At 66.7% G+C, this 18,240-nt stretch carries 17 protein-coding genes; 7 read left to right on the top strand and 10 right to left on the bottom strand.

Annotated features, from left to right (window positions below):
* The first annotated feature begins 490 nt into the window (after positions 1 to 490).
* Positions 491 to 838, top strand: coding sequence for a hypothetical protein (locus SSPN_RS54585; RefSeq protein ID WP_143539521.1), 348 nt, complete (start codon positions 491 to 493; stop codon positions 836 to 838).
* Between the two features lie 128 nt (positions 839 to 966).
* Here the strand turns inward: SSPN_RS54585 and SSPN_RS0111675 are convergent, their stop codons facing one another.
* Complete coding sequence (locus SSPN_RS0111675; protein WP_010694777.1) at positions 967 to 2,166, bottom strand: helix-turn-helix domain-containing protein; 1,200 nt, start codon at positions 2,164 to 2,166, stop codon at positions 967 to 969.
* A gap of 1,268 nt (positions 2,167 to 3,434) precedes the next feature.
* On the opposite strand from SSPN_RS0111675, the gene SSPN_RS57635 reads away from it, so the two are divergent.
* Entirely contained in the window at positions 3,435 to 3,584 is a 150-nt protein-coding gene (locus SSPN_RS57635) for a hypothetical protein (RefSeq protein WP_010694773.1), read from the top strand.
* Positions 3,585 to 3,594: 10 nt separating this feature from the next.
* Positions 3,595 to 4,860, top strand: a complete 1,266-nt coding sequence (locus tag SSPN_RS0111660; RefSeq protein WP_237710523.1) for a cupin domain-containing protein — start codon at positions 3,595 to 3,597, stop codon at positions 4,858 to 4,860.
* Here SSPN_RS0111660 and SSPN_RS0111655 read toward each other — a convergent pair.
* The 3 genes from SSPN_RS0111655 to SSPN_RS50825 all read right to left on the bottom strand — a co-directional run bounded on the left by SSPN_RS0111655 (position 4,843) and on the right by SSPN_RS50825 (position 7,687).
* Entirely contained in the window at positions 4,843 to 5,649 is an 807-nt protein-coding gene (locus SSPN_RS0111655) for a phosphotransferase (protein ID WP_010694770.1), read from the bottom strand. The genes SSPN_RS0111660 and SSPN_RS0111655 overlap by 18 nt on opposite strands.
* A 232-nt stretch (positions 5,650 to 5,881) precedes the next feature.
* Entirely contained in the window at positions 5,882 to 7,396 is a 1,515-nt protein-coding gene (cas1, locus tag SSPN_RS0111650; protein ID WP_010694769.1) for a CRISPR-associated endonuclease Cas1, read from the bottom strand.
* Between the two features lie 9 nt (positions 7,397 to 7,405).
* Positions 7,406 to 7,687 carry a hypothetical protein gene (locus SSPN_RS50825; protein ID WP_010694768.1) on the bottom strand — a complete coding sequence of 94 codons (282 nt, stop codon included), beginning with the start codon at positions 7,685 to 7,687 and terminating at the stop codon, positions 7,406 to 7,408.
* A gap of 32 nt (positions 7,688 to 7,719) precedes the next feature.
* On the opposite strand from SSPN_RS50825, the gene SSPN_RS0111645 reads away from it, so the two are divergent.
* Entirely contained in the window at positions 7,720 to 8,265 is a 546-nt protein-coding gene (locus SSPN_RS0111645) for a hypothetical protein (protein ID WP_237710521.1), read from the top strand.
* Here the strand turns inward: SSPN_RS0111645 and cutA are convergent.
* The gene (cutA, locus tag SSPN_RS0111640; protein ID WP_010694766.1) at positions 8,256 to 8,573 is read right to left on the bottom strand and encodes a divalent-cation tolerance protein CutA; all 318 of its coding nucleotides are present in this window, start codon (positions 8,571 to 8,573) and stop codon (positions 8,256 to 8,258) included. The genes SSPN_RS0111645 and cutA overlap by 10 nt on opposite strands.
* 380 nt (positions 8,574 to 8,953) lie before the next feature.
* On the opposite strand from cutA, the gene SSPN_RS0111635 reads away from it, so the two are divergent.
* The gene (locus SSPN_RS0111635; RefSeq protein ID WP_010694765.1) at positions 8,954 to 9,598 is read left to right on the top strand and encodes a response regulator transcription factor; all 645 of its coding nucleotides are present in this window, start codon (positions 8,954 to 8,956) and stop codon (positions 9,596 to 9,598) included.
* Positions 9,599 to 9,604: 6 nt separating this feature from the next.
* Here the strand turns inward: SSPN_RS0111635 and SSPN_RS0111630 are convergent, their stop codons facing one another.
* Positions 9,605 to 10,609, bottom strand: a complete 1,005-nt coding sequence (locus tag SSPN_RS0111630) for an Acg family FMN-binding oxidoreductase (RefSeq protein WP_010694764.1) — start codon at positions 10,607 to 10,609, stop codon at positions 9,605 to 9,607.
* A gap of 129 nt (positions 10,610 to 10,738) precedes the next feature.
* Here SSPN_RS0111630 and SSPN_RS0111625 point away from each other — a divergent pair, with 129 nt between their 5' ends.
* Positions 10,739 to 12,481, top strand: coding sequence for a GAF domain-containing sensor histidine kinase (locus SSPN_RS0111625; RefSeq protein WP_272941737.1), 1,743 nt, complete (start codon positions 10,739 to 10,741; stop codon positions 12,479 to 12,481).
* Between the two features lie 295 nt (positions 12,482 to 12,776).
* On the opposite strand, the gene SSPN_RS0111615 is transcribed toward SSPN_RS0111625, so the two are convergent.
* Positions 12,777 to 13,766 (bottom strand): LLM class flavin-dependent oxidoreductase, encoded by a 990-nt coding sequence (locus tag SSPN_RS0111615; RefSeq protein WP_010694762.1) that lies wholly within the window; start codon positions 13,764 to 13,766, stop codon positions 12,777 to 12,779.
* A gap of 210 nt (positions 13,767 to 13,976) precedes the next feature.
* Entirely contained in the window at positions 13,977 to 14,336 is a 360-nt protein-coding gene (locus SSPN_RS0111610; RefSeq protein ID WP_010694761.1) for a transglycosylase family protein, read from the bottom strand.
* 585 nt (positions 14,337 to 14,921) lie between these two features.
* On the opposite strand from SSPN_RS0111610, the gene SSPN_RS0111605 reads away from it, so the two are divergent.
* A complete protein-coding gene (locus SSPN_RS0111605; RefSeq protein ID WP_010694760.1) occupies positions 14,922 to 17,312 on the top strand; it encodes an ATP-binding cassette domain-containing protein in 2,391 nt (796 codons plus the stop codon).
* 43 nt (positions 17,313 to 17,355) lie between these two features.
* Here the strand turns inward: SSPN_RS0111605 and SSPN_RS0111600 are convergent, their stop codons facing one another.
* Positions 17,356 to 17,766, bottom strand: a complete 411-nt coding sequence (locus tag SSPN_RS0111600; RefSeq protein WP_010694759.1) for a VOC family protein — start codon at positions 17,764 to 17,766, stop codon at positions 17,356 to 17,358.
* A 10-nt stretch (positions 17,767 to 17,776) separates the two neighbouring features.
* Entirely contained in the window at positions 17,777 to 18,208 is a 432-nt protein-coding gene (locus SSPN_RS0111595; protein WP_010694758.1) for a helix-turn-helix domain-containing protein, read from the bottom strand.
* Between the last annotated feature and the right edge of the window lie 32 nt (positions 18,209 to 18,240).

Here is an 18,240-nt window from a genome sequence, read left to right as displayed (position 1 = left end):
AGCAGGCTTCGGTCGAAATCGGGAACGCCCTTCGCTTATGTGTCGACGTACAGGAGCGAATCGGAAAATACAAGGTCGAAACCCTGGGAGTATCAGACACAACAAGTTTCACCGACTCGACAAAATCAACAAATGGGACTAATGGGCAGCGAAATCGTGCGATCATTGACCGGGATAAGTTCAAATACTTCTTTGGTAAAGTGAGATCCAATAAGCACAACACCAACCGGTCGAAGCAGCTGATCAACGAACTGAACAGTATTCGAATATTCGACACCCCAGACGGTCATGCTGCGCTGAAGCGGCACTTGGAGCACGTAGTAAGATCAGATGAGAACATTATCCGGACCTTTGCAGACGAATATGGCACCTATCAGATCCGAGACTCGCTCTTTGTTGGCCCTGGCGGGTTCCTTCAGCTCGAAACGGCGTGGCAGGTTACTCCGCAAGGATTGCGGCTTACTACGATCATCCCCAGGAGGGGCAAAAAATGACCGACGTGCTCAACGTTCCTGACGAACAAGAATTTCTGAACGAATTCGGCGAATCTCCAGAGCCTCTGGAAGAGCCTTGGATTCGTTCAATTACGATCACGTCAGAAAATGGCAATCTAGTGCTGAGCTACGACACGCATGAGAAGTCGATCCGGTTCGAATGGAACCAGGATGACGACCTGCTGTGGGAATTTTTCAGAGAAACGGCCACTTCGCTTTCGATCAGGTCCGAGCGTGGCGAGACACATTTCATCGCCAGCTTTGAATCCAGCGAACTTTCCGGACAACTCGACGTGCGGGTATATCCCAAAATTTCAGTGAAAGATTCATCTCTGCGTGGCTAGGCAAAAACCGGGTCGCTGTATCGCGTCCATCGGCGGCTGCTGGTCGCCCGCCTGCCCTGGGGCTGTGTTACACCGTCCGTGCTGATTTGCCGAGACCCCGCACAGGCCACTGTGCGGGGTCAGCGTGTTTATGCGGTGAGCCCGAGCCAACCAGCAAAGTTCGTGAGGTCGGGATTCGACCTTCGGTGATCGTGCACCAGCAACGCGGCGGTTTGGCGCACCATCGGATGCAACCGGGTTTGCTGAGGTGCGATCCGCCGAGCCTCCTGCAAAGACTTCAAGGCGTTTTTACGGTCCCCATGCATGTGGTATGCCCTCGCAAGATCAATGAAGTGGTGGCCCTGTCGTCGCTTGGGCATAGCCCGTGACGGACGCCATCGCTGTGCCGCCTCCAATGCCGCTGCGGAGTCTTGGAATTCCACAAACGCCCCCGTTTCATGGGTAGCGATGTTGCTGTTCCCGAACACGAGCCCGTAATGGACCTCGTCCGTTGAAAGAGACCGCGCGAGATCCCTCGCAGCCGACAGGTGCTCCCGGGTCGCATCCTGGTCCTTGTTCCGCGCGGCCAGCGTCACCGCTCGCAAGTGCAAGCTCCCGGCAACCGTGAGCGTTGCAGCGTTCGGGGAGCGAAGCTCGGGCCCCAAGTCGCGGAGAGCACCCGCCATCAGCGTCAAGCCGTGACCGTACTCGCCAACGTCCTGGAAATGCTGCGCCCGAACCCACTCGGACAGGGCTCCCGCCAGCGGATCCCCTGTTTTCGCTGCGGTCTTGGCCAGGAGGTGTTCAACAGCGTGGGCGAGATCAGGGAACCCCAACCGGTGCACCAACACATGCGTGGCCCGATAGACCGACACCAACAGCGAATGCAGGCGCGGAGCCTGTGCGTCGGGAGCCAGCAGGACAGCGGCAGACAGTTCTTCGATCAACGCCGGAAGTCGAGCGGCGAGCTTACGGTACTCAGCGTCTCGCCGAAGTTTCTCGATGCTGCTCACGTCAGCAGCCATAACGTCGATGTCGCGGGGGGTGATGTCGCTGGGGAGATCTACTCGGTGAAGCACGCCCCGAAGAACGTCGATGTCTGCGTGAACGGCCTTGTCCCGCTTGTTGTCGACATAGGGCTGACCGGTCAAATCCTCGATCGTGCACCGCAACGCCCGTGCGGCAGCGGCAACGGTGGAATGACTGGCCTCTCGCTCCCCACGCTCCACTTTGGTCAGCATGGAAGGGGAAATCCCTATCCGCGCGGCGAACGCATGTTGGGTGAGACCTTTCGCCTTTCGCCGGAGAGCAATGTTCGAGCCAATGTGCTCGGGACCGGTGGCGGTCATGGTGAACGTCCTCTCGCCCGGGGTGCCGTGCGCCTGGCCTGCCCGAGACCCCCGGGGGCCTAGTCCGGGGGCCGGTTCCTCCGGGCAGGAGGCGTGATCCAAGGGTAACGCTGATCTTTGTGTCAATTCTGTGTCAGTTCACGCCTTTGCCCGGTTGCACACTCTCAGTGCGTGAGTGATCACGCAGAGCCGCAATGGTGTGGCTGGCGAGGCCGCCGCCGGAAGATTCCGATGCTTTCTTCCCGTAGGCCCGTCCAGCCCGTCCCCCCAGGAACACCGGCGCGGCCTGGCGGGGGATCGGCACGGCATCGGGTACACGAACGCCGATCCCCCGCCACCCAGACCACGACCAGGGGTGATCAGTGATGCCGTGTCGAACTTACGACCCTGACGGAGCCACCGTGTGGCGATGCAGCGAACCCGCGTGTCTGCACACCGACCCGGTTTACAACGAAGTCCGTGAACACGAACGATGGACCCACTACGGCGCTGAATGGCAGGACGCCTACCCACAGGCGTCCGCCGCAATCACCAGCAGCCAGGTTCCACGCAGCAACCTGTGGCCCACGATTAGCGGGGTGATCTCGTCGTGACCGGCTACCGGAAGCTCGTCAGCCGCAACGGAATTGAGCACTACGTTCTCCACAGGGCGCTCAAGTCCCTGTGCGGAGTACCGCTGGGCGTCCTCGCGCCTGCTGACCCGCGCAGACCGAGCCCCACCCCATGCACGGGGTGCCCCGGCGAGTTGCAGCGCCTTCAAGGACCAGCGGGGCAGTAATGGCGACGGCTGGTCTCCCTGCCCGCGCTCCTGGGGCGACGATCGCACCGCAGCAGTCCCGGACGCCAATTGCGTGGTTCACCTCCGACGACACCGGCAACGACCCTGTCGTCATCTGGGTCGACCACCACCGGACCGCCCACGAACGCGACCCTGCCCGGCGTGGGTGGACGTTGTGCGACGTTCGGGTGATCGGCGGTGACGCACCGACGCATGCTCGGGTCAGCGTGGTCGGTTGCCGGAACTGTGCCGGGCGAGCTGCCCGCAGTCAGCCAGCTGCGGTCGCCTAGACCCGGTGCGGGTGTCGTCAGTCGCCCCCGACCGGCACCCGCACCGGAAGACGGTTACTCGATACCGGTGATCCGACTACGCGGAACCGGTGATTCGGCGGTCCCACGGTTCACCCGGATTGCGGCTGTCACGCCGTAGTAAGGGTGGAAGGAAGGAAGAGCGGCGCAAGCCGCATGGAGGAAGGAAGGAGGGAATCCTAATGGAAGACCAGGAAGAGTTGGTGATCGGCGTCCGGCGACTGCCGGTCGTGCAGGACCGGCTGAACCTCGTGCACGGCGACCCGTCCAAGTCCGGTGGTGGCGACGGCCACGGCGACCAAGGCGGCGACGGGCTGAACATCCCGGAGTGATCCGCAACAAGTGATCGGCGGCGACAGGGCGCGCGCCTGCTCTGTCGCCGCCGTTCTCATTGGTACACAAACGAAGGAGCGTCAGCCGTGGACCCACAGACTTGTTTCATCAATTGAAGAAGCCTTGGATTGGAAGGATTCTCGATCGCTCGGAGCGGGTGTCGATTACGGCAAGATGCCGAATTCCGAACTGTGCCAACAGATCCTTACTCCAACCCGGCTGCTGGACATCATCATGCGCCGGTCGTTGGAGTTCCCGCAACTGAGGGTGTTCCAACATGGTGAAGAGTTGCACCCCGACCGGTACACGCGCGCCGTCACAAGCCGTAGAGGGCAAGCTCGGCAGATGGCGCGCATGGATCGGCTCGCCTCCTTCATCCGAGAGGGATGCACGCTCGTCCTGGATACGCTGGATTCGTTCGATCCCGCAATGGAAATCGCCTGCCAAGCATTGCAATGGTGGTCCCGTGAGCTGGTCCAGGTGAATACCTACCTGACGACCAGCAACGCGGCCGGTTTTAATCTGCATTGGGACGACCATGACGTTGTGGTCGTGCAGCTCGGCGGCGAAAAGTCCTGGGAAGTGCGCGGCACCTCACGGGTAGCGCCGATGTACCGCGACGTTGAACGCGCCGACGCACCGTCAGAAGAAGTCCTCTGGGCTGGCACCATGAGGGCCGGGGACGTGTTCCACATTCCACGCGGCTACTGGCACCGAGCGACCCGCACAGACCGAACCGACGACCGAGCCGGTTACTCGCTTCACGCCACGTTCGGATTTGTGAAGCGAACCGGGGTGGACTGGCTGTCATGGATCGCTGACCGGTCCCGCCAGGACGAGGCATTCCGGTTTGATCTGGACCGGGACGGCAACACCGACACGCTAGCGGAGCTGGTGCCGCAACTCGTCGCCCGCTGCCCGCAAGACGTGTACCTGTTGGCGCGTGAGACCGAGCGACCACAGCGACGTCGGGTCATCACTGGGGGCGCGTTCGGTGAGCTGACCGACATCGTTTGCCTAACCGACTTTCCACCGCACATCATCACCGGCCCGGACGAGGTGACGGTGTGGGCAGTCGGCAAAGAACTTGCGTTCGCGGTGAAAGCCGAACCGGTCGTTCGCAAGCTCCTATCCGGCAACCCGGTCAACATCGAACAGGTCACGGCCGAAACCGGCGTTCCTGCCGACGCCATCGCGCGAACGCTCGTAGACGAGGGTGTATGCGCCGAGTTGACGCCAGAGCTGGCCGCTGGCTTCCTACAGCTCGGCAAGTAGCTGATCGGCCGCTGCCCGTGCGGGCCCTGACAATGGCGTCGGCGCGCCAAGCCGGGCAGCGGCCCTTACCGCGTTTGCCGCTTGAAGCAGCATGGCCAACTTCCCCGAACGCGTATCCAGATCGGCGGCGAATACCTGCCGGACCTGCGCGGCCAGCTCCGGGACCGGCAAAGACGCTTGCCACAAACACGCCGCGTCAAGGCCGCGCGGCGCACGGCCCCAATCCTCCCAATCGATCAGATATCCGTCGGTGGTCACGTTGTCCCAGTGAACATCCGTGTGTGCGGTGCTCCACTCGTCCACCGTGGTACCCGCACCGTTGCCGAAAACCTCGGTAATGCGGCGGGTCACGTGCTGCTGACTCATGCCGATGCGCGTGGTTGAGTACGCGGCGAGCTGGTCAAGCGATGACGACAGGCCAGCCCACCACGATTCCGGCAGGGCCAGGGCAGTATCGAGATCACTGACCGTTGGAGCCGTGATGAGCTGCACCTCGTCCGCACGCCACACCACCCCCCGCTCTTGGTCACCCCACGTCGCCGACTGGAACCACGAGGGTTTGCGGACACCGGGAATGGTGGCGGCTTCTTCAAGGCCGATCCATGCTTGCCCGCCAGCACGTTGACGGTTGCGACGCTCAATGCGCACCCACGTACCGGCCGTGGAGCGGTAGCTCTCAGACGCGCCGGACTCCCCGTACACAACAGAGGACCGGTCAAGCTGGACGGAAAGGGCGCGTTCGGCGCGTTCTACCACGTCGTCATGCGCGGTGTGGCGAACATCAATCACAGCGGTCACGGTAGCCGAACCGTCACCACAGAGAAACCAGAGCGGCCGGGGAGACATCACCGCCAACCCGACCGCTTAGTCGCGTCTGCGACCTGACCACGCAGCCAAGGCCAGTACCCGCAGGGGGTAGGTCCCGCCGGCTCCGGTCCGCGGTGCCCTATAACGCCTGATCAGGGCTCTGCTGACAGGAAGCCGAAACGGATACCCCCGCCCCGACGCACGACACGGCGGTTCAGGCCGGAACGGCGTCGGTTTCGGCGCGAAGTTGGCGGATGTGGTCGCTGTCTTGGAGGGCACGTTCAACGGCGGGCCATGTGCCCGCTTGCTGCCAGTTGTCGAGTCGGGTTTGGCAGGTTTTGGAGCTGACTCCGAGGGTGGGCGGGATTGTGGTGTAGGAGCAGCCGAGTTGTTCGGCGCACACGATGCCCGCCAGCACAGCCCGGCTGTCGGCTGGGGGACGTCCCACGCTGCGCCGCTGCGGGGCCGCAGGCAGTAGCGGAGCGATGTTGGCCCAGAGGTGATCGGGAATGATCCGCTCGACCGTGACCGTCCCGGACAAGCGCAGTGGCGTTGTGGGGCGGTACTTCCGGGGGCGCGTGCGCTTGCTCGGAGCGGCGGGCCGAACCGCACCTTTGGCACCAGTGGCCAGCATGCGCGCGATGTGGACGGCGTGGGGGACGATGCTGCGTAACCAGTCGAGGCACTGTTCGGCCACCAGGTGAGTCAAGGGTGGGACAAGCCTGCAATGCCCGTCGGACTCCTCGACGAACAATTTCGGGGACAGGTAGCGCATGGGGCCGTTGGTGGACAGCAGATCGAGCACGAACCGATCAACCTCCGGGCGCAGGATTTCCAGCAGATCCAGGGCCAGCGAATCGCGGTTGGGCTTGTCGGAGTGGTGAAATCCCATCGCGGGATCAAGCCCGACAGCCAGGCAGGCGAGGCGGCATTCGGTCTCGGCCAGCCTGTAGGCGAAGTTCAGCAGCGCGTTGATCGGGTCGGCCGCGTGGTGGCCGTTGGTCTTGGCGGTGTCGATGGGGGATTTGCGGGCCACGAAGGTGGTCCAGTGTGCGGGCACGCTGAACGCCTCACGTGGCTCGAACGGGACGATGACGTGCCCGGACCAGGCTTGCCAGTAGGCAGCGCCCGCTGCGCCTTCCCGCACCCGAGCGGCGCTGACGCTCTCGCTGGCGGCGACATCGGCGGCGTACTGGCGGATCGTGTCGCTGACGGCCGGGTTGTTCAGGTACTCGGTGACGATGGCGGCCTGTCCGTCGAGCTTGCGGGCGAGGATGTATTTCGCGATCTCCAAACCGACGGCCGCGTTCGGCCCATCGTCGCCCGCGAATGCTTGCGCCCGCCGCAGCCTGACGTCATCGGTATCCGGCTGGGGGTCGGCGGCGGTGGTGATCTGTCTGCCGGACCGGTCGGCCTGCACCACGGTGATTCCGACATCGGCGCACCAGCGGGCGGCGTCCCAGGACACATACCCGTTGTCCGAAAGCACGATGATGCGACGCACGTCGCGTTCGATCTTCGGGAGGGTGCGGGTGCGGCGGTGCTGGCCTACTCCGTCCTGAATGGACAGCTGCCCGCGTTCGACACGGAGTTGGACGTTGCGGCCGTCGGCGATGATCACGCGCGGGTCCGTACTGGTGCGGCCGTAGACGGTGGCGGCGGTGGCGGTCGCACCTTCGGGCAGGGTGCGCTGGGCGCGTGCGGGCGCGCTACGCTGCTGAGTCAGCATCACGGAGAACTAGTGTCCTGCGCCAGAAATTCGTGAGATATATTTGTGCAGGGAGTTGAGGATCTCGTCTGCGGTCTTGGTCCAGGCGAAGGGTTTGGGGTCGGCGTTCCAGTTTGTGATCCACTCGCGGACGTCTTTTTCCAGTGCCACAACGCTTTTGTGGACGCCGCGGCGCAGGAGTTGGTCGGTGAGGAAGGCGAACCACCGCTCGTCGGGTAGCTCCAGCGCGTTGCCGCGCCGGAGCCCCCTTAGAACCGGCCATGCCCGTTTCCGAGCAACCGGCTCAAGCAAGCCCTGAAGGCTCACAGGTGGACAGAAGTGCTGTGCCCACTGCCATTGCTGATGACCCGGTGCTGGCAATGGGCGTGTATGAGACGGTCTGCGGTGCGTTCGTCCGGCGTGCCCACGCCCCAAGCGGTGACCGCGACGGCGAAACGGCCGAACGTGCGCTCGAACGTGCTTTCACCGCGTTCGACTACGCCCGCCCGCATCACGAGCGCTCGTGGACGAGCTTCTTCGGTGCGAGCAGGCTCGGCAGCCTCGCCGTTTCGTCGTACGGGCGATTGGGGCACCGCGAGACCGACTCTCTCGCCGGGTCGCTGCTCTCCGTGCTATCGCCGACTGAGACCAAGGTTCGAGCGCTGGTGGTCGCGGACCTCGCCCTTTCGGCCGCAACACGGTCGGACGTTGACCGGGCTGACGAGCTGGCGGCCGAAGCTTTGCCGCTCGCCGTCCGAACCGAGGCAAGCCTCGCGCAAGACCGTCTGTGGGAACTAACCGTGGTGCTGCCGCAAGACAGCGGACGAGGTACGGCCGAGGCCCTGCGGCAGCGGGTTACGTCGGGGCTGCTCGCGAGCTTTCAGGCTTGAGTTTCCTCGTCGAGCCACGACAGGTAGGCGGCACTGCCGCCGGTGATCGGCGTTGCGATGATCTCGGGCACGTCGTAGGTGTGGTGCTCGTTGATGTGCTTGATCAGCTCGTCGAGCCGCCCGGCCGACGTCTTGATCTGAAGCTGCCATTCCGGGTCATCCTGAACGGCGTTCTCCCACCGGTAGAAGCTGCGGATCGGCACCACCTGCACACAGGCGCCGCCCTTCGCTTCCACGATGCTCCGCGCCAAGGTGGCTGCCGCTTCTTCCGAGTCCGTCGTGGTCACAACCTGCACGTAGTCAGCCATGTGATCAGGGTATCGAGTAGAGCGCCCGAGCAGACCGGGCGGCGCCTTGGCTGAGCGCTCCGCTGCCGCCCGGTTCGTGGCGCAGGTGCGGGTGCAGTCGGGCCCGCGAGTGTGTGTGCAAGGTGTGGGTGCAGGGGTGCGCGAGGTGGCCGGTAAGGGGGGTGTCAGTGCGACTCAGTGATAATTTAGTGCTATCCGTAACGCCTGGTGAGGGCGCTACGAGCAGCATTTCACCTAGTCACCGCGCCGCGTGGTCGTTAACGCGCGGAATCGCCGTCCAGGACGGCGAGCGCGAACCCATGCGCCAGCGGTTCAGGATCGATTCGAACCGGTGGGAAGCGACTCGTAGCCTGGGGTTCGTGGATGGCACCCGGTCCGAAGTGACGAAGGTGTTCCTGGTCGACGACCACGAGGTGGTGCGGGTCGGGCTGGCCGACCTGCTCGGCGCCGAGCCCGACCTCGAAGTGATCGGCGAGGCCGCCACGGTCCGCGAGGCGGAGGCCCGCATCCCCGCCCTGCGCCCGGACGTGGCCGTGATGGACGTGCGGCTGCCCGACGGAAACGGCATCGAGCTCTGCCGCGAGCTGCGTTCCCGGCTGCCCGGGCTGAACTGCCTGATGCTCACGTCGTTCACGGACGAGCAGGCGATGCTGGACGCGATGCTGGCCGGTGCGGCGGGATACGTGATCAAGAACATCAAGGGGATGGAGCTGGCGTCAGCGGTGCGCATCGTCGGATCGGGCAAGTCGCTGCTCGGCGAACGGGCCACCGCGGATCTGATGAATCGGCTGCGGGCGAAGCTGGACAAGTCCACGGAGCTGCCCGAGCTGACAGCTCAGGAACGAGTCCTGCTGGACCTCATTCGCCAAGGCCTGACCAACCGGCAGATCGCCGACCGCATGTACCTGGCGGAGAAGACGGTCAAGAACTACGTCTCCCGCCTGCTGTCGAAGCTGGGGCTGCAACGCCGAACGCAGGCGGCGGTCCTGGCCACCCAGCTGCACCACCGGCCGAAAGGCACGTGACCGCGCTCAGGCGCGTGGGACGGGCATGCCGCTGACCACTTCGTGCAGGGGGCGGCGCGGCGTCGCCGGTACCGGCGATCCGTAGCCGATGCGCAACACGGCTTGCGGCCACAACCCGCCGCCAAGAAGGGAGCGAAGTTCCTTGCGGGCGCAGGGAATTTCGACCACCTGGGAGAGGAACGAGCTCGACAGCCCGGCGGCGGTGGCGGCCAGCAACACGCGTTGCATCGCCATCCCGGCGTGCAGCTGCGCCAGCACGCCGTCCTGGAACGAGCCGAGAACGCAGATCAGCGGCTCGGGCTCGAAGTCCTTGCCCACGACCCGGGCCTTCGCCTGACCGCTGCTGTAGTCGCGCAGCACCCATTCGTCCTGCGGCTCCGGCCGCGGACCGCTGCTGCGCGCGGGCACCCCGTCGGGCGAGCTGGAGTCGCGGCCCGTCCAATGTTGCAGTTCCGCCGTGAACTTCGCGTCGGAGATCTGCGCCTCGTGCGCCTGCTGGGTGAGCGCTTGCACCTTCGGCAGCTGTTCCCGCTCGGGGATGGCGAGCCACGCCCGCTCCGCTTCCGCCGCTTGCCGCAGATGGCCGTGCAGCGACGGCGGGACCGAGTTGGGCAGGAACGGCTTGCGGTTTGTTCGACGCCGGGGGATCGCCGCCGCCAGTTCGGCATCGGTGGGCGTCGGCGGGCGCCGCCGGACGGGGCGGACGATCGCGAGCAGATCCGCCGAGCAGTGCCCGGGCAGCACGCGCACGTCGGGCTGCACGCCGAGCACCCGTATCGCCAGCCGCAGGTTCAACAGCGCCGCACCGCAGGCGAGCACGAGCTCCCGGTGCTCCGGATCCGCCACCGGCACGGCGTGGGACCGGTCCGCGTACAACGCGATGGCGTCTGGTGTGCAGTGGAACCGCCAGGGCTGACTGTTGTACAGCGACGGCGCGGCGGTGGCCTTGAGCAGTGCAGCCCGGGTCTGGTCAGCCGTCAGGTACCCCACTGCGCCGGTGGGCGTGTTCATCGGTCTCCCCTCCGGTCGCCGTTGTTGCCAGGGTGCCGGTGACGTGGTCTGGTGAACCAGAGCCGATCGTCACCACTGGACCCAGGCCAAGCCTCGGTGCGAACCGTTAGTACGTGTCACAGTGGAGGTGTGAGCAGGGCGGATGTGCCGAGTTCCCGGGAGGACCCACAGGGCCCGCGGTCGGTCGAGGATGCGTTCTCCCGGCTGCGGCTCAGGGAGCTGCTGACCCAGGTCCAGGTGCGCATCGAGGAGATCATCGGGCTGCGCGACCGGATGGACGGGCTGCTGTCGGCCGTGCTCGCGATCTCGTCGGAGCTCGAACTCGACGCGACGCTGCGGCGCATCGTGCACACCGCGATGGACCTCGTCGACGCCCGCTACGGCGCCATCGGCGTGTTGGGCGTCAACGGCGAGCTCAGCCAGTTCGTGTACGAGGGCATCGACGAGCCGACGCGCGAGCTCATCGGGGCGCTGCCCACCGGGCACGGCGTCCTCGGCGTGGTCATCGAGGAAGACAAGCCGCTGCGCCTGGATGACATCGCCTCCCACCCGGCCTCGGTGGGGTTCCCATCCCACCACCCGCCGATGCGCGGCTTCCTCGGGGTGCCGATCCGCGCCAGGCAGGAGACCTTCGGGCGGCTGTACCTGACGGAGAAGCGCAGCGGCGGTAGGTTCACCGAGGACGACGAGGTCGTCATGCAGGCGTTGGCGGGTGCGGCGGGAATCGCGGTGGACAACGCCCGCCTGTTCGAGGAAGTCCGCCGCCGCGAGCACTGGTTGGACGCCACCAGCGAGATCACGGCGGCGCTGCTGGCGGGCACCGACCCCATCGACGCGTTGCAGCTGATCGCCGAGCGCGCCGCGGAGCTCACCGCCGCCGACTACGCCCTGATCGCCGTGCCGGTGCGCGGCGAGGACACGGCGGACGAACACGTCAGCGAGCTCATCATCAGCATGTCCGTCGGGGTGGGCCTCGACGACCTGACGCACCGGACGATCCCGGTCAGCGGCTCGATCACCGGGCAGGTGTTCCGGGAGCGGATCCCGCGCAACGTCTCGAAGCTGGTCTTCGACCTGACCGAAGGCCAGGCCGTCCGGTTCGGGCCTGCGCTCGCGGTTCCGATGCGGGCCGACGAGATGACGTCCGGGGTTCTGCTCGCGGTGCGCATGGCCGACTCGTCCGACTTCGACGAGGACCAGCTGCAGGTGGTGTCCTCGTTCGCCGACCAGGCGGCGCTGGCGTTGCAGCGGGCCGAGGCGCAGGCCGCGCGCCGGGAGCTCGACGTGCTGGCCGACCGCGACCGGATCGCCCGCGACCTGCACGACCACGTCATCCAGCGGCTGTTCGCCATCGGCATGGCCATGCAGGGCACGCAGCGCCGGGCGAAGTCGCCGATCGTGGCCGACCGGTTGACCGAGCACATCGACCAGCTGCACGAGGTGATCGAGGACCTGCGGGCCAGCATCTTCGACCTGCAGGCCACCGCCGAGACCGCGGTGCGGTTCCGGGCACGGGTGCAGCGTGTGATCACCGACGTGGTCGGTGACAGCCCGATCCGGATCACCGTGCGGATGGCGGGCCCGCTCGACGTGCTGCCGCCGAAGCTGGCCGAGCACGCCGAGGCCGTCGTCCTGGAGGCGGTGAGCAACGTGGTCCGGCATGCGCGGGCGAGTGAGCTCTCGGTCACGATCTCCCTGGACGGGAACCTGGCGATCGACGTGACGGACAACGGCGTCGGAATCCCGGAACCGGCGGCGCACGGCGGCTTGCACAACCTCGCCGAGCGCGCCACCCAGCTCGGCGGGCAGTGCACGGTGGATCAGCTGCCGTCGGGCGGAACGAGCCTGCGCTGGAGCGTACCGGTCCGCTGACCGTCCACTGTGGTCCGGGATTGACCTCGTGCTGGAAGTTCTCGACCGCATGGACATCGCGGAAGCAACGGGGTGCTCGCGGTCGCGTGGTGCGTCGCAATCGCGCTGGCCGGCCACCTGCAGGTGCGGGCGGCGTTCCGGCGCGAACCCAGCCGGTGAGACCGCATGGCCGCGAGCTCTCAGACGTCGCTTGCCGAGGCCGGTCCGAACCCGCGCGGTCGTGCACGGTTCGGGGCCCGGAGTCCAGGCGGCCTCCGAGTCGTGCTTTCCGCACCGCTTCACGAGACTTCTTTGGTCAGGCGGCCACCAGGCCGCGAACCTCCGAGAGCAGTTCGAGCGAGCGGCGCCAGGCGGTGCGGTCCGGCGCGGCGGACGCGACGATCAGCTCGTCGGCCTGCGACCGCTCGACGAACCCGTCCAGGTAGTCGTCCACTTCGGTCGGGGTGCCGACCGCGGTGTACTTGGTCATCTGCAGAACCTGTTGCCCGGCCGGGGAAGCGAGGATGGTATCCGCTTCCTCCGGGGTGAATTCCCTTCCCTGGCCCAGCATCCGGGCCACCCGGTAGCGTTTCGCCGCCTGGAAGTGCTGCTCGGCCTCGTCGGTGGTGTCGGCCGTGATCACGTTGACCCCGGCGATCACGTAGGGCTCCGCGAGCTGGGCGGAGGGCTGGAACTCCCGCCGGTAGATCGAGACGGCGGCCTCCAGCGCATCCGGCGCGAAGTGCGAGGCGAACGAGTACGGCAGGCCGAGCACGGCGGCGAGCCTGGCGCCGAACAGCGACGAACCGAGGATGTACAGCGGCACGTTGGTGCCCGCGCCGGGCGTCGCGTTGACCCCGGGGATCCGGGTCTCGCCCGACAGGTAGCCCTGCAGCTCCAACACGTCCTGGGGGAAGGTGTCGGCCGCGGTCGGGTCGCGGCGAAGCGCCCGCATGGTCTTCTGGTCGCTGCCCGGGGCCCGGCCGAGGCCGAGGTCGATGCGTCCCGGGAACAGCGTTTCGAGGGTGCCGAACTGCTCGGCGATGGTCAGCGGCGAGTGGTTGGGCAGCATCACGCCACCGGCGCCGAGCCGGATGCTCTTGGTGTGCGTGGCCACGTGCCCGATCAGCACGCTGGTCGCCGACGACGCGATCGACGACATGTTGTGGTGCTCGGCGTACCAGATCCGCCGGTAGCCCAGGGCTTCGGCGCGCTGTGCCAGGTCGACGCTGGCGGCGAAGCTGTCGCCGGCCGTCTCTCCCGGGCCGATGTGTGCCAGATCGAGAATGGAGAGGGCAACAGCCACGGCAGCATCAGCCTTTCATCGCGTGCGAAACGCGCGAGACCCCTGCCCCGCGCAGCAGCGATAACGGAACAACCGCCCCGCTTATTCCGCGCCCGGAGGCGCGGTGGGCCCGGTCACGCTCCACCCGAGGATGAGCGTTGCCCGTGGGTGATCGCCCGTGCGCACTTCGCGGTGCCGCAGCCCCTGGAAGTGCTCACGGGCGGGAACCGGTCACTTGTGGAGTCCGGCCTTCTTCGAGCACACCGGCCAGGCCTTGGGCCCCTGGGCCTTGAGGACCTTCTCCGCGACCGCGATCTGTTGCGCGCGTGTCGCCTTGTGCGCCTTGGGGGCGTAGGCGGTGCCGCCGAAGGCGGCCCAGGTGGACTGCTTGAACTGCAGGCCGCCGTAGAAACCGTTGCCGGTGTTGGCCTTCCAGTTCCCGGAGCTCTCGCACTTCGCGACGGCGTCCCAAGTGGACGCCGAGGCGGCGCTGGCGGGGAGGGTGGTCGCCAGGGAAGCGGCGGCGATCAGGCCGGCGAGGATTGCTCCGGAGGCGATTCGGCTGGTGGGGGACATGCGGGTGCGCGTCATGGATGATCTCCTGCTGCGCCTGCGACCGCGCACGATCGACCGCCCGGCGTGCTGGGGGTGCCGGCGGAACGTGGTTCGAGGAGGTGTCGTCCCTGCCCAGTCGTTTCTTCGGGGGTGGGAGCCCGCAGGGCAGGGTACGGCGCTGCGGGCTCCCAGGCGGTCGGTTCGGGGGGTGACCGACCATTGGACACGCTACGTAGTCAAAGTTGGGAGGCCAACCCTCATGGGGTACTCGATCCCGATCAGGAAACCTCTGCAAGATCCCGTGATTTAAGTGTCGTTCCTGGTAGCGGTAGCCCTGGAGGGTGAGTACTAGTCGATTACACTATGTATTGATCGAGTCAATCTTCACCCGTGTGGGTTACCTTCGAAATCTGTTCCCGCGCTGGCCGCGCCGAACCGCTGGTTAGTCTGGCGTCTCGGCCAGGAGCCGGATGGCCGCGGCGCTGCGGGCCAAAGCGGCGTGGACGCCTTGCGCCGCTCCGGCCGGTATCACCGAGCAGGTGGACGGCGGGCCGTCGCCACGACCGCGCCGGCGAAGGGGGCCAGACGTACTGCCCGGCACTGTCGATCCGAGGAGACACGATGAGCATGGCCACGAGGACGGACGCGCAGTCGCCTGAGCCGCACGTCGCCGACAGCCACGATCTGATCCGCGTGCACGGCGCGCGCGTGAACAACCTCAAGGACGTCAGCATCGAGATCCCGAAACGCCGGCTGACGGTGTTCACCGGCGTCTCCGGCTCGGGCAAGAGCTCGCTGGTGTTCGGCACGATCGCCGCGGAGTCGCAGCGGCTGATCAATGAGACCTACAGCGCCTTCGTGCAGGGCTTCATGCCGACGCTGGCGCGGCCCGAGGTCGACGTCCTGGACGGGCTGACGACCGCGATCATCGTCGACCAGGAGCGGATGGGTGCCGACCCCCGCTCGACGGTCGGCACCGCCACCGACGCCAACGCGATGCTGCGCATCCTGTTCAGCCGCCTCGGGCAGCCGCACATCGGCTCGCCGCAGGCGTTCTCCTTCAACGTCGCCTCCATCAGCGGAGCGGGCGCGGTCACGCTCGAACGCGGCGGGACGACCGTGAAGGAGCGTCGCAGCTTCAGCATCACCGGCGGCATGTGCCCGCGCTGCGAGGGCCGGGGCTCGGTCAACGACATCGACCTGACCCAGCTGTACGACGACAGCAAGTCGCTCAACGAGGGCGCGTTCACGATCCCCGGCTACAGCATGGACGGCTGGTACGGCCGCATCTTCAAGGGCTCCGGCTTCTTCGACCCGGACAAGCCGATCCGCAAGTTCACCAAGAAGCAGCTGCACGACCTGCTCCACAAGGAGCCGACCAAGATCAAGGTTGACGGCATCAACCTGACCTACGAAGGCCTGATCCCGAGGATCCAGAAGTCGATGCTGTCCAAGGACGTCGACTCGCTGCAGCCGCACATCCGGGCCTTCGTGGAGCGGGCGGTCACCTTCGCCATCTGCCCCGAGTGCGACGGCACCCGGCTAAGCGAGGAGGCCCGGTCGTCGAAGATCGACGGGATCAACATCGCCGACGCCTGCGCGATGCAGATCACCGACCTCGCCGAATGGGCTGGGGGCCTGGACGAACCGTCCGTCGCGCCGCTGCTGACCGCGCTGCGGCACACCCTCGACTCGTTCGTCGAGATCGGGCTGGGCTACCTCTCGCTCGACCGGCCGTCGGGCACGCTGTCGGGCGGCGAGGCGCAGCGCACCAAGATGATCCGGCACCTCGGGTCGTCGCTCACGGACGTCACCTACGTCTTCGACGAGCCGACGATCGGGCTGCACCCCCACGACATCCAGCGGATGAACGGCCTGCTGCTGCAGCTGCGCAACAAGGGCAACACCGTGCTGGTCGTGGAGCACAAGCCGGAGGCGATCGCGATCGCCGACCACGTCGTCGACCTCGGCCCGGGCGCCGGCACCGAGGGTGGGGAGGTGGTTTTCGAGGGCACCATCGATGCGCTGCGGGCCAGCGAAACGCTCACCGGGCGGCACCTGGACGACCGCGCCCGTCTGAAGCCGTCGGTGCGGACGCCGTCGGGGATGTTGGAGGTGCGCGGCGCCGGAACCCACAACCTCCGGGACGTCGACGTCGACATCCCGCTCGGCGTGCTGGTCGTCGTCAGTGGGGTGGCGGGCTCGGGCAAGAGCTCGCTGATCCACGGCTCGGTGTCCGGGCGGGACGGAGTGGTGGCGGTCGACCAGACCGCGATCCGCGGCTCGCGGCGGAGCAACCCGGCGACCTACACCGGACTGCTCGACCCGATCCGCAAGGCGTTCGCGAAGGCCAACGGCGTGAAGCCGGGGCTGTTCAGCGCCAACTCGGAAGGCGCCTGCCCCAACTGCAACGGTGCCGGTGTCATCTACACCGACCTGGCGATGATGGCCGGCGTCGCCACCACCTGCGAGGAGTGCGAGGGGAAGCGGTTCCAGGCAGCGGTGCTGGACTACCACTTCGGCGGTCGCGACATCAGCGAGGTGCTCGCGATGTCGGTGGCCGAGGCCAAGGAGTTCTTCGGTTCCGGGGACGCGAAGCTCCCGGCCGCGCACAAGATCCTCGAACGCCTCGCCGACGTCGGGCTCGGCTACCTCCGCCTCGGCCAGCCGCTCACCACACTGTCCGGTGGCGAGCGGCAGCGGATCAAGCTGGCCACCCGCATGGCCGAGAAGGGCGGCGTCTACGTACTCGACGAGCCGACCACCGGTCTCCACCTCGTCGACGTCGAGCAGCTGCTCGGGCTGCTGGACCGGCTCGTCGACGCCGGCAAGTCGGTCATCGTCATCGAGCACCACCAGGCGGTCATGGCGCACGCCGACTGGATCATCGACCTCGGCCCCGGTGCAGGCCACGACGGCGGCCGGGTCGTCTTCGAGGGCACGCCCACCGACCTCGTCGCCGCGCGCTCCACCCTCACCGGCGAGCACCTCGCGGCCTACGTCGGCGCCTGACCGGGGCCCTCCCGGACACCGCGGGACGAGGACCGGCTCACTGCTAGCGGGGCTGGTTGAATCGCAGCATGTTGCCCGCGGGGTCGCGGAAGGCGCAGTCGCGGACGCCGTACGGCTGGTCGACGGGCTCCTGCAGCACCTCGCCACCCGCGGCGCGGATGCGCTCGAAGGTCGCGTCGCAGTCGTCGGTGTCGAAGATGACAGCGCGCAGCACGCCCTTCGCCAGCAGTTCGGACATGGCCTTCTTGTCGGCGGGCGAGGCGTTCGGGTCCGCGAGCGGCGGCTCGAGGACGATGTTCACATCGGGCTGCGACGGCGCGCCGACGGTCACCCAGCGCATCCCCTCGAACGCTACGTCGTTGCGCACCTCCAAGCCGAGGACGTTCCGGTAGAAGGCGATTGCCTTGTCGTGGTCATCGACGGCGATGAAGCATGTTGAGAGCTTGATGTCCATGCGTTTCACGCTAGGTGCGAGGGGTGGATTTCGCTTCTCCGTTCCTGACCGGTCGCGTGTGGATCTTGGCGATGCAGGCCGGGATGGCGGCGCCGTCATCATGGCGGCGGGCCCGGTACGAGCTCGGGCTCTCGCCGACCAGCTCGGTGAACCGCGAGCTGAACGACCCCAGCGAGGTGGAGCCGACCGCGAAGCAGACCTCCGTCACCGACAGGTCACCCCGCCGCAGCAGGGCCTTGGCCCGCTCGATCCGGCGCGTCATCAGGTAGCTGTACGGGGTCTCGCCGAAGGCAGCGCGGAAGCTGCGGGAGAAGTGGCCCGGCGACATGAGGGCGAAGCGCGCCAGCGCGGGAACGTCGAGCGGCTTCGCGTAATCGCGGTCCATCAGGTCACGGGCCCGGCGCAGCCGGACGAGGTCCTCCAACGTCACGTGCTCCACCATCCCACGCCAGCAGGTACAACACCGCTGGCACC

The sequence above is a fragment of the Saccharopolyspora spinosa NRRL 18395 genome, from assembly GCF_000194155.1.
GTDB classification, from domain to species: domain Bacteria; phylum Actinomycetota; class Actinomycetes; order Mycobacteriales; family Pseudonocardiaceae; genus Saccharopolyspora; species Saccharopolyspora spinosa.
The sequence above is the reverse complement of the archived record's forward strand: the minus strand, read 5'-3'. Positions and strand labels throughout refer to the sequence as shown.

Coding starts and splice junctions, on each gene's coding strand:
- SSPN_RS54585 (WP_143539521.1), top strand. CDS start 491: ATGACCGACGTGCTCAACGTTCCTGACGAACAAGAATTTCTGAACGAA.
- SSPN_RS0111675 (WP_010694777.1), bottom strand. CDS start 2,166: ATGACCGCCACCGGTCCCGAGCACATTGGCTCGAACATTGCTCTCCGG.
- SSPN_RS57635 (WP_010694773.1), top strand. CDS start 3,435: ATGGAAGACCAGGAAGAGTTGGTGATCGGCGTCCGGCGACTGCCGGTC.
- cas1 (WP_010694769.1), bottom strand. CDS start 7,396: ATGCTGACTCAGCAGCGTAGCGCGCCCGCACGCGCCCAGCGCACCCTG.
- cutA (WP_010694766.1), bottom strand. CDS start 8,573: ATGGCTGACTACGTGCAGGTTGTGACCACGACGGACTCGGAAGAAGCG.
- SSPN_RS0111630 (WP_010694764.1), bottom strand. CDS start 10,609: ATGAACACGCCCACCGGCGCAGTGGGGTACCTGACGGCTGACCAGACC.
- SSPN_RS0111610 (WP_010694761.1), bottom strand. CDS start 14,336: ATGACGCGCACCCGCATGTCCCCCACCAGCCGAATCGCCTCCGGAGCA.
- SSPN_RS0111605 (WP_010694760.1), top strand. CDS start 14,922: ATGAGCATGGCCACGAGGACGGACGCGCAGTCGCCTGAGCCGCACGTC.
- SSPN_RS0111600 (WP_010694759.1), bottom strand. CDS start 17,766: ATGGACATCAAGCTCTCAACATGCTTCATCGCCGTCGATGACCACGAC.
- SSPN_RS0111595 (WP_010694758.1), bottom strand. CDS start 18,208: ATGGTGGAGCACGTGACGTTGGAGGACCTCGTCCGGCTGCGCCGGGCC.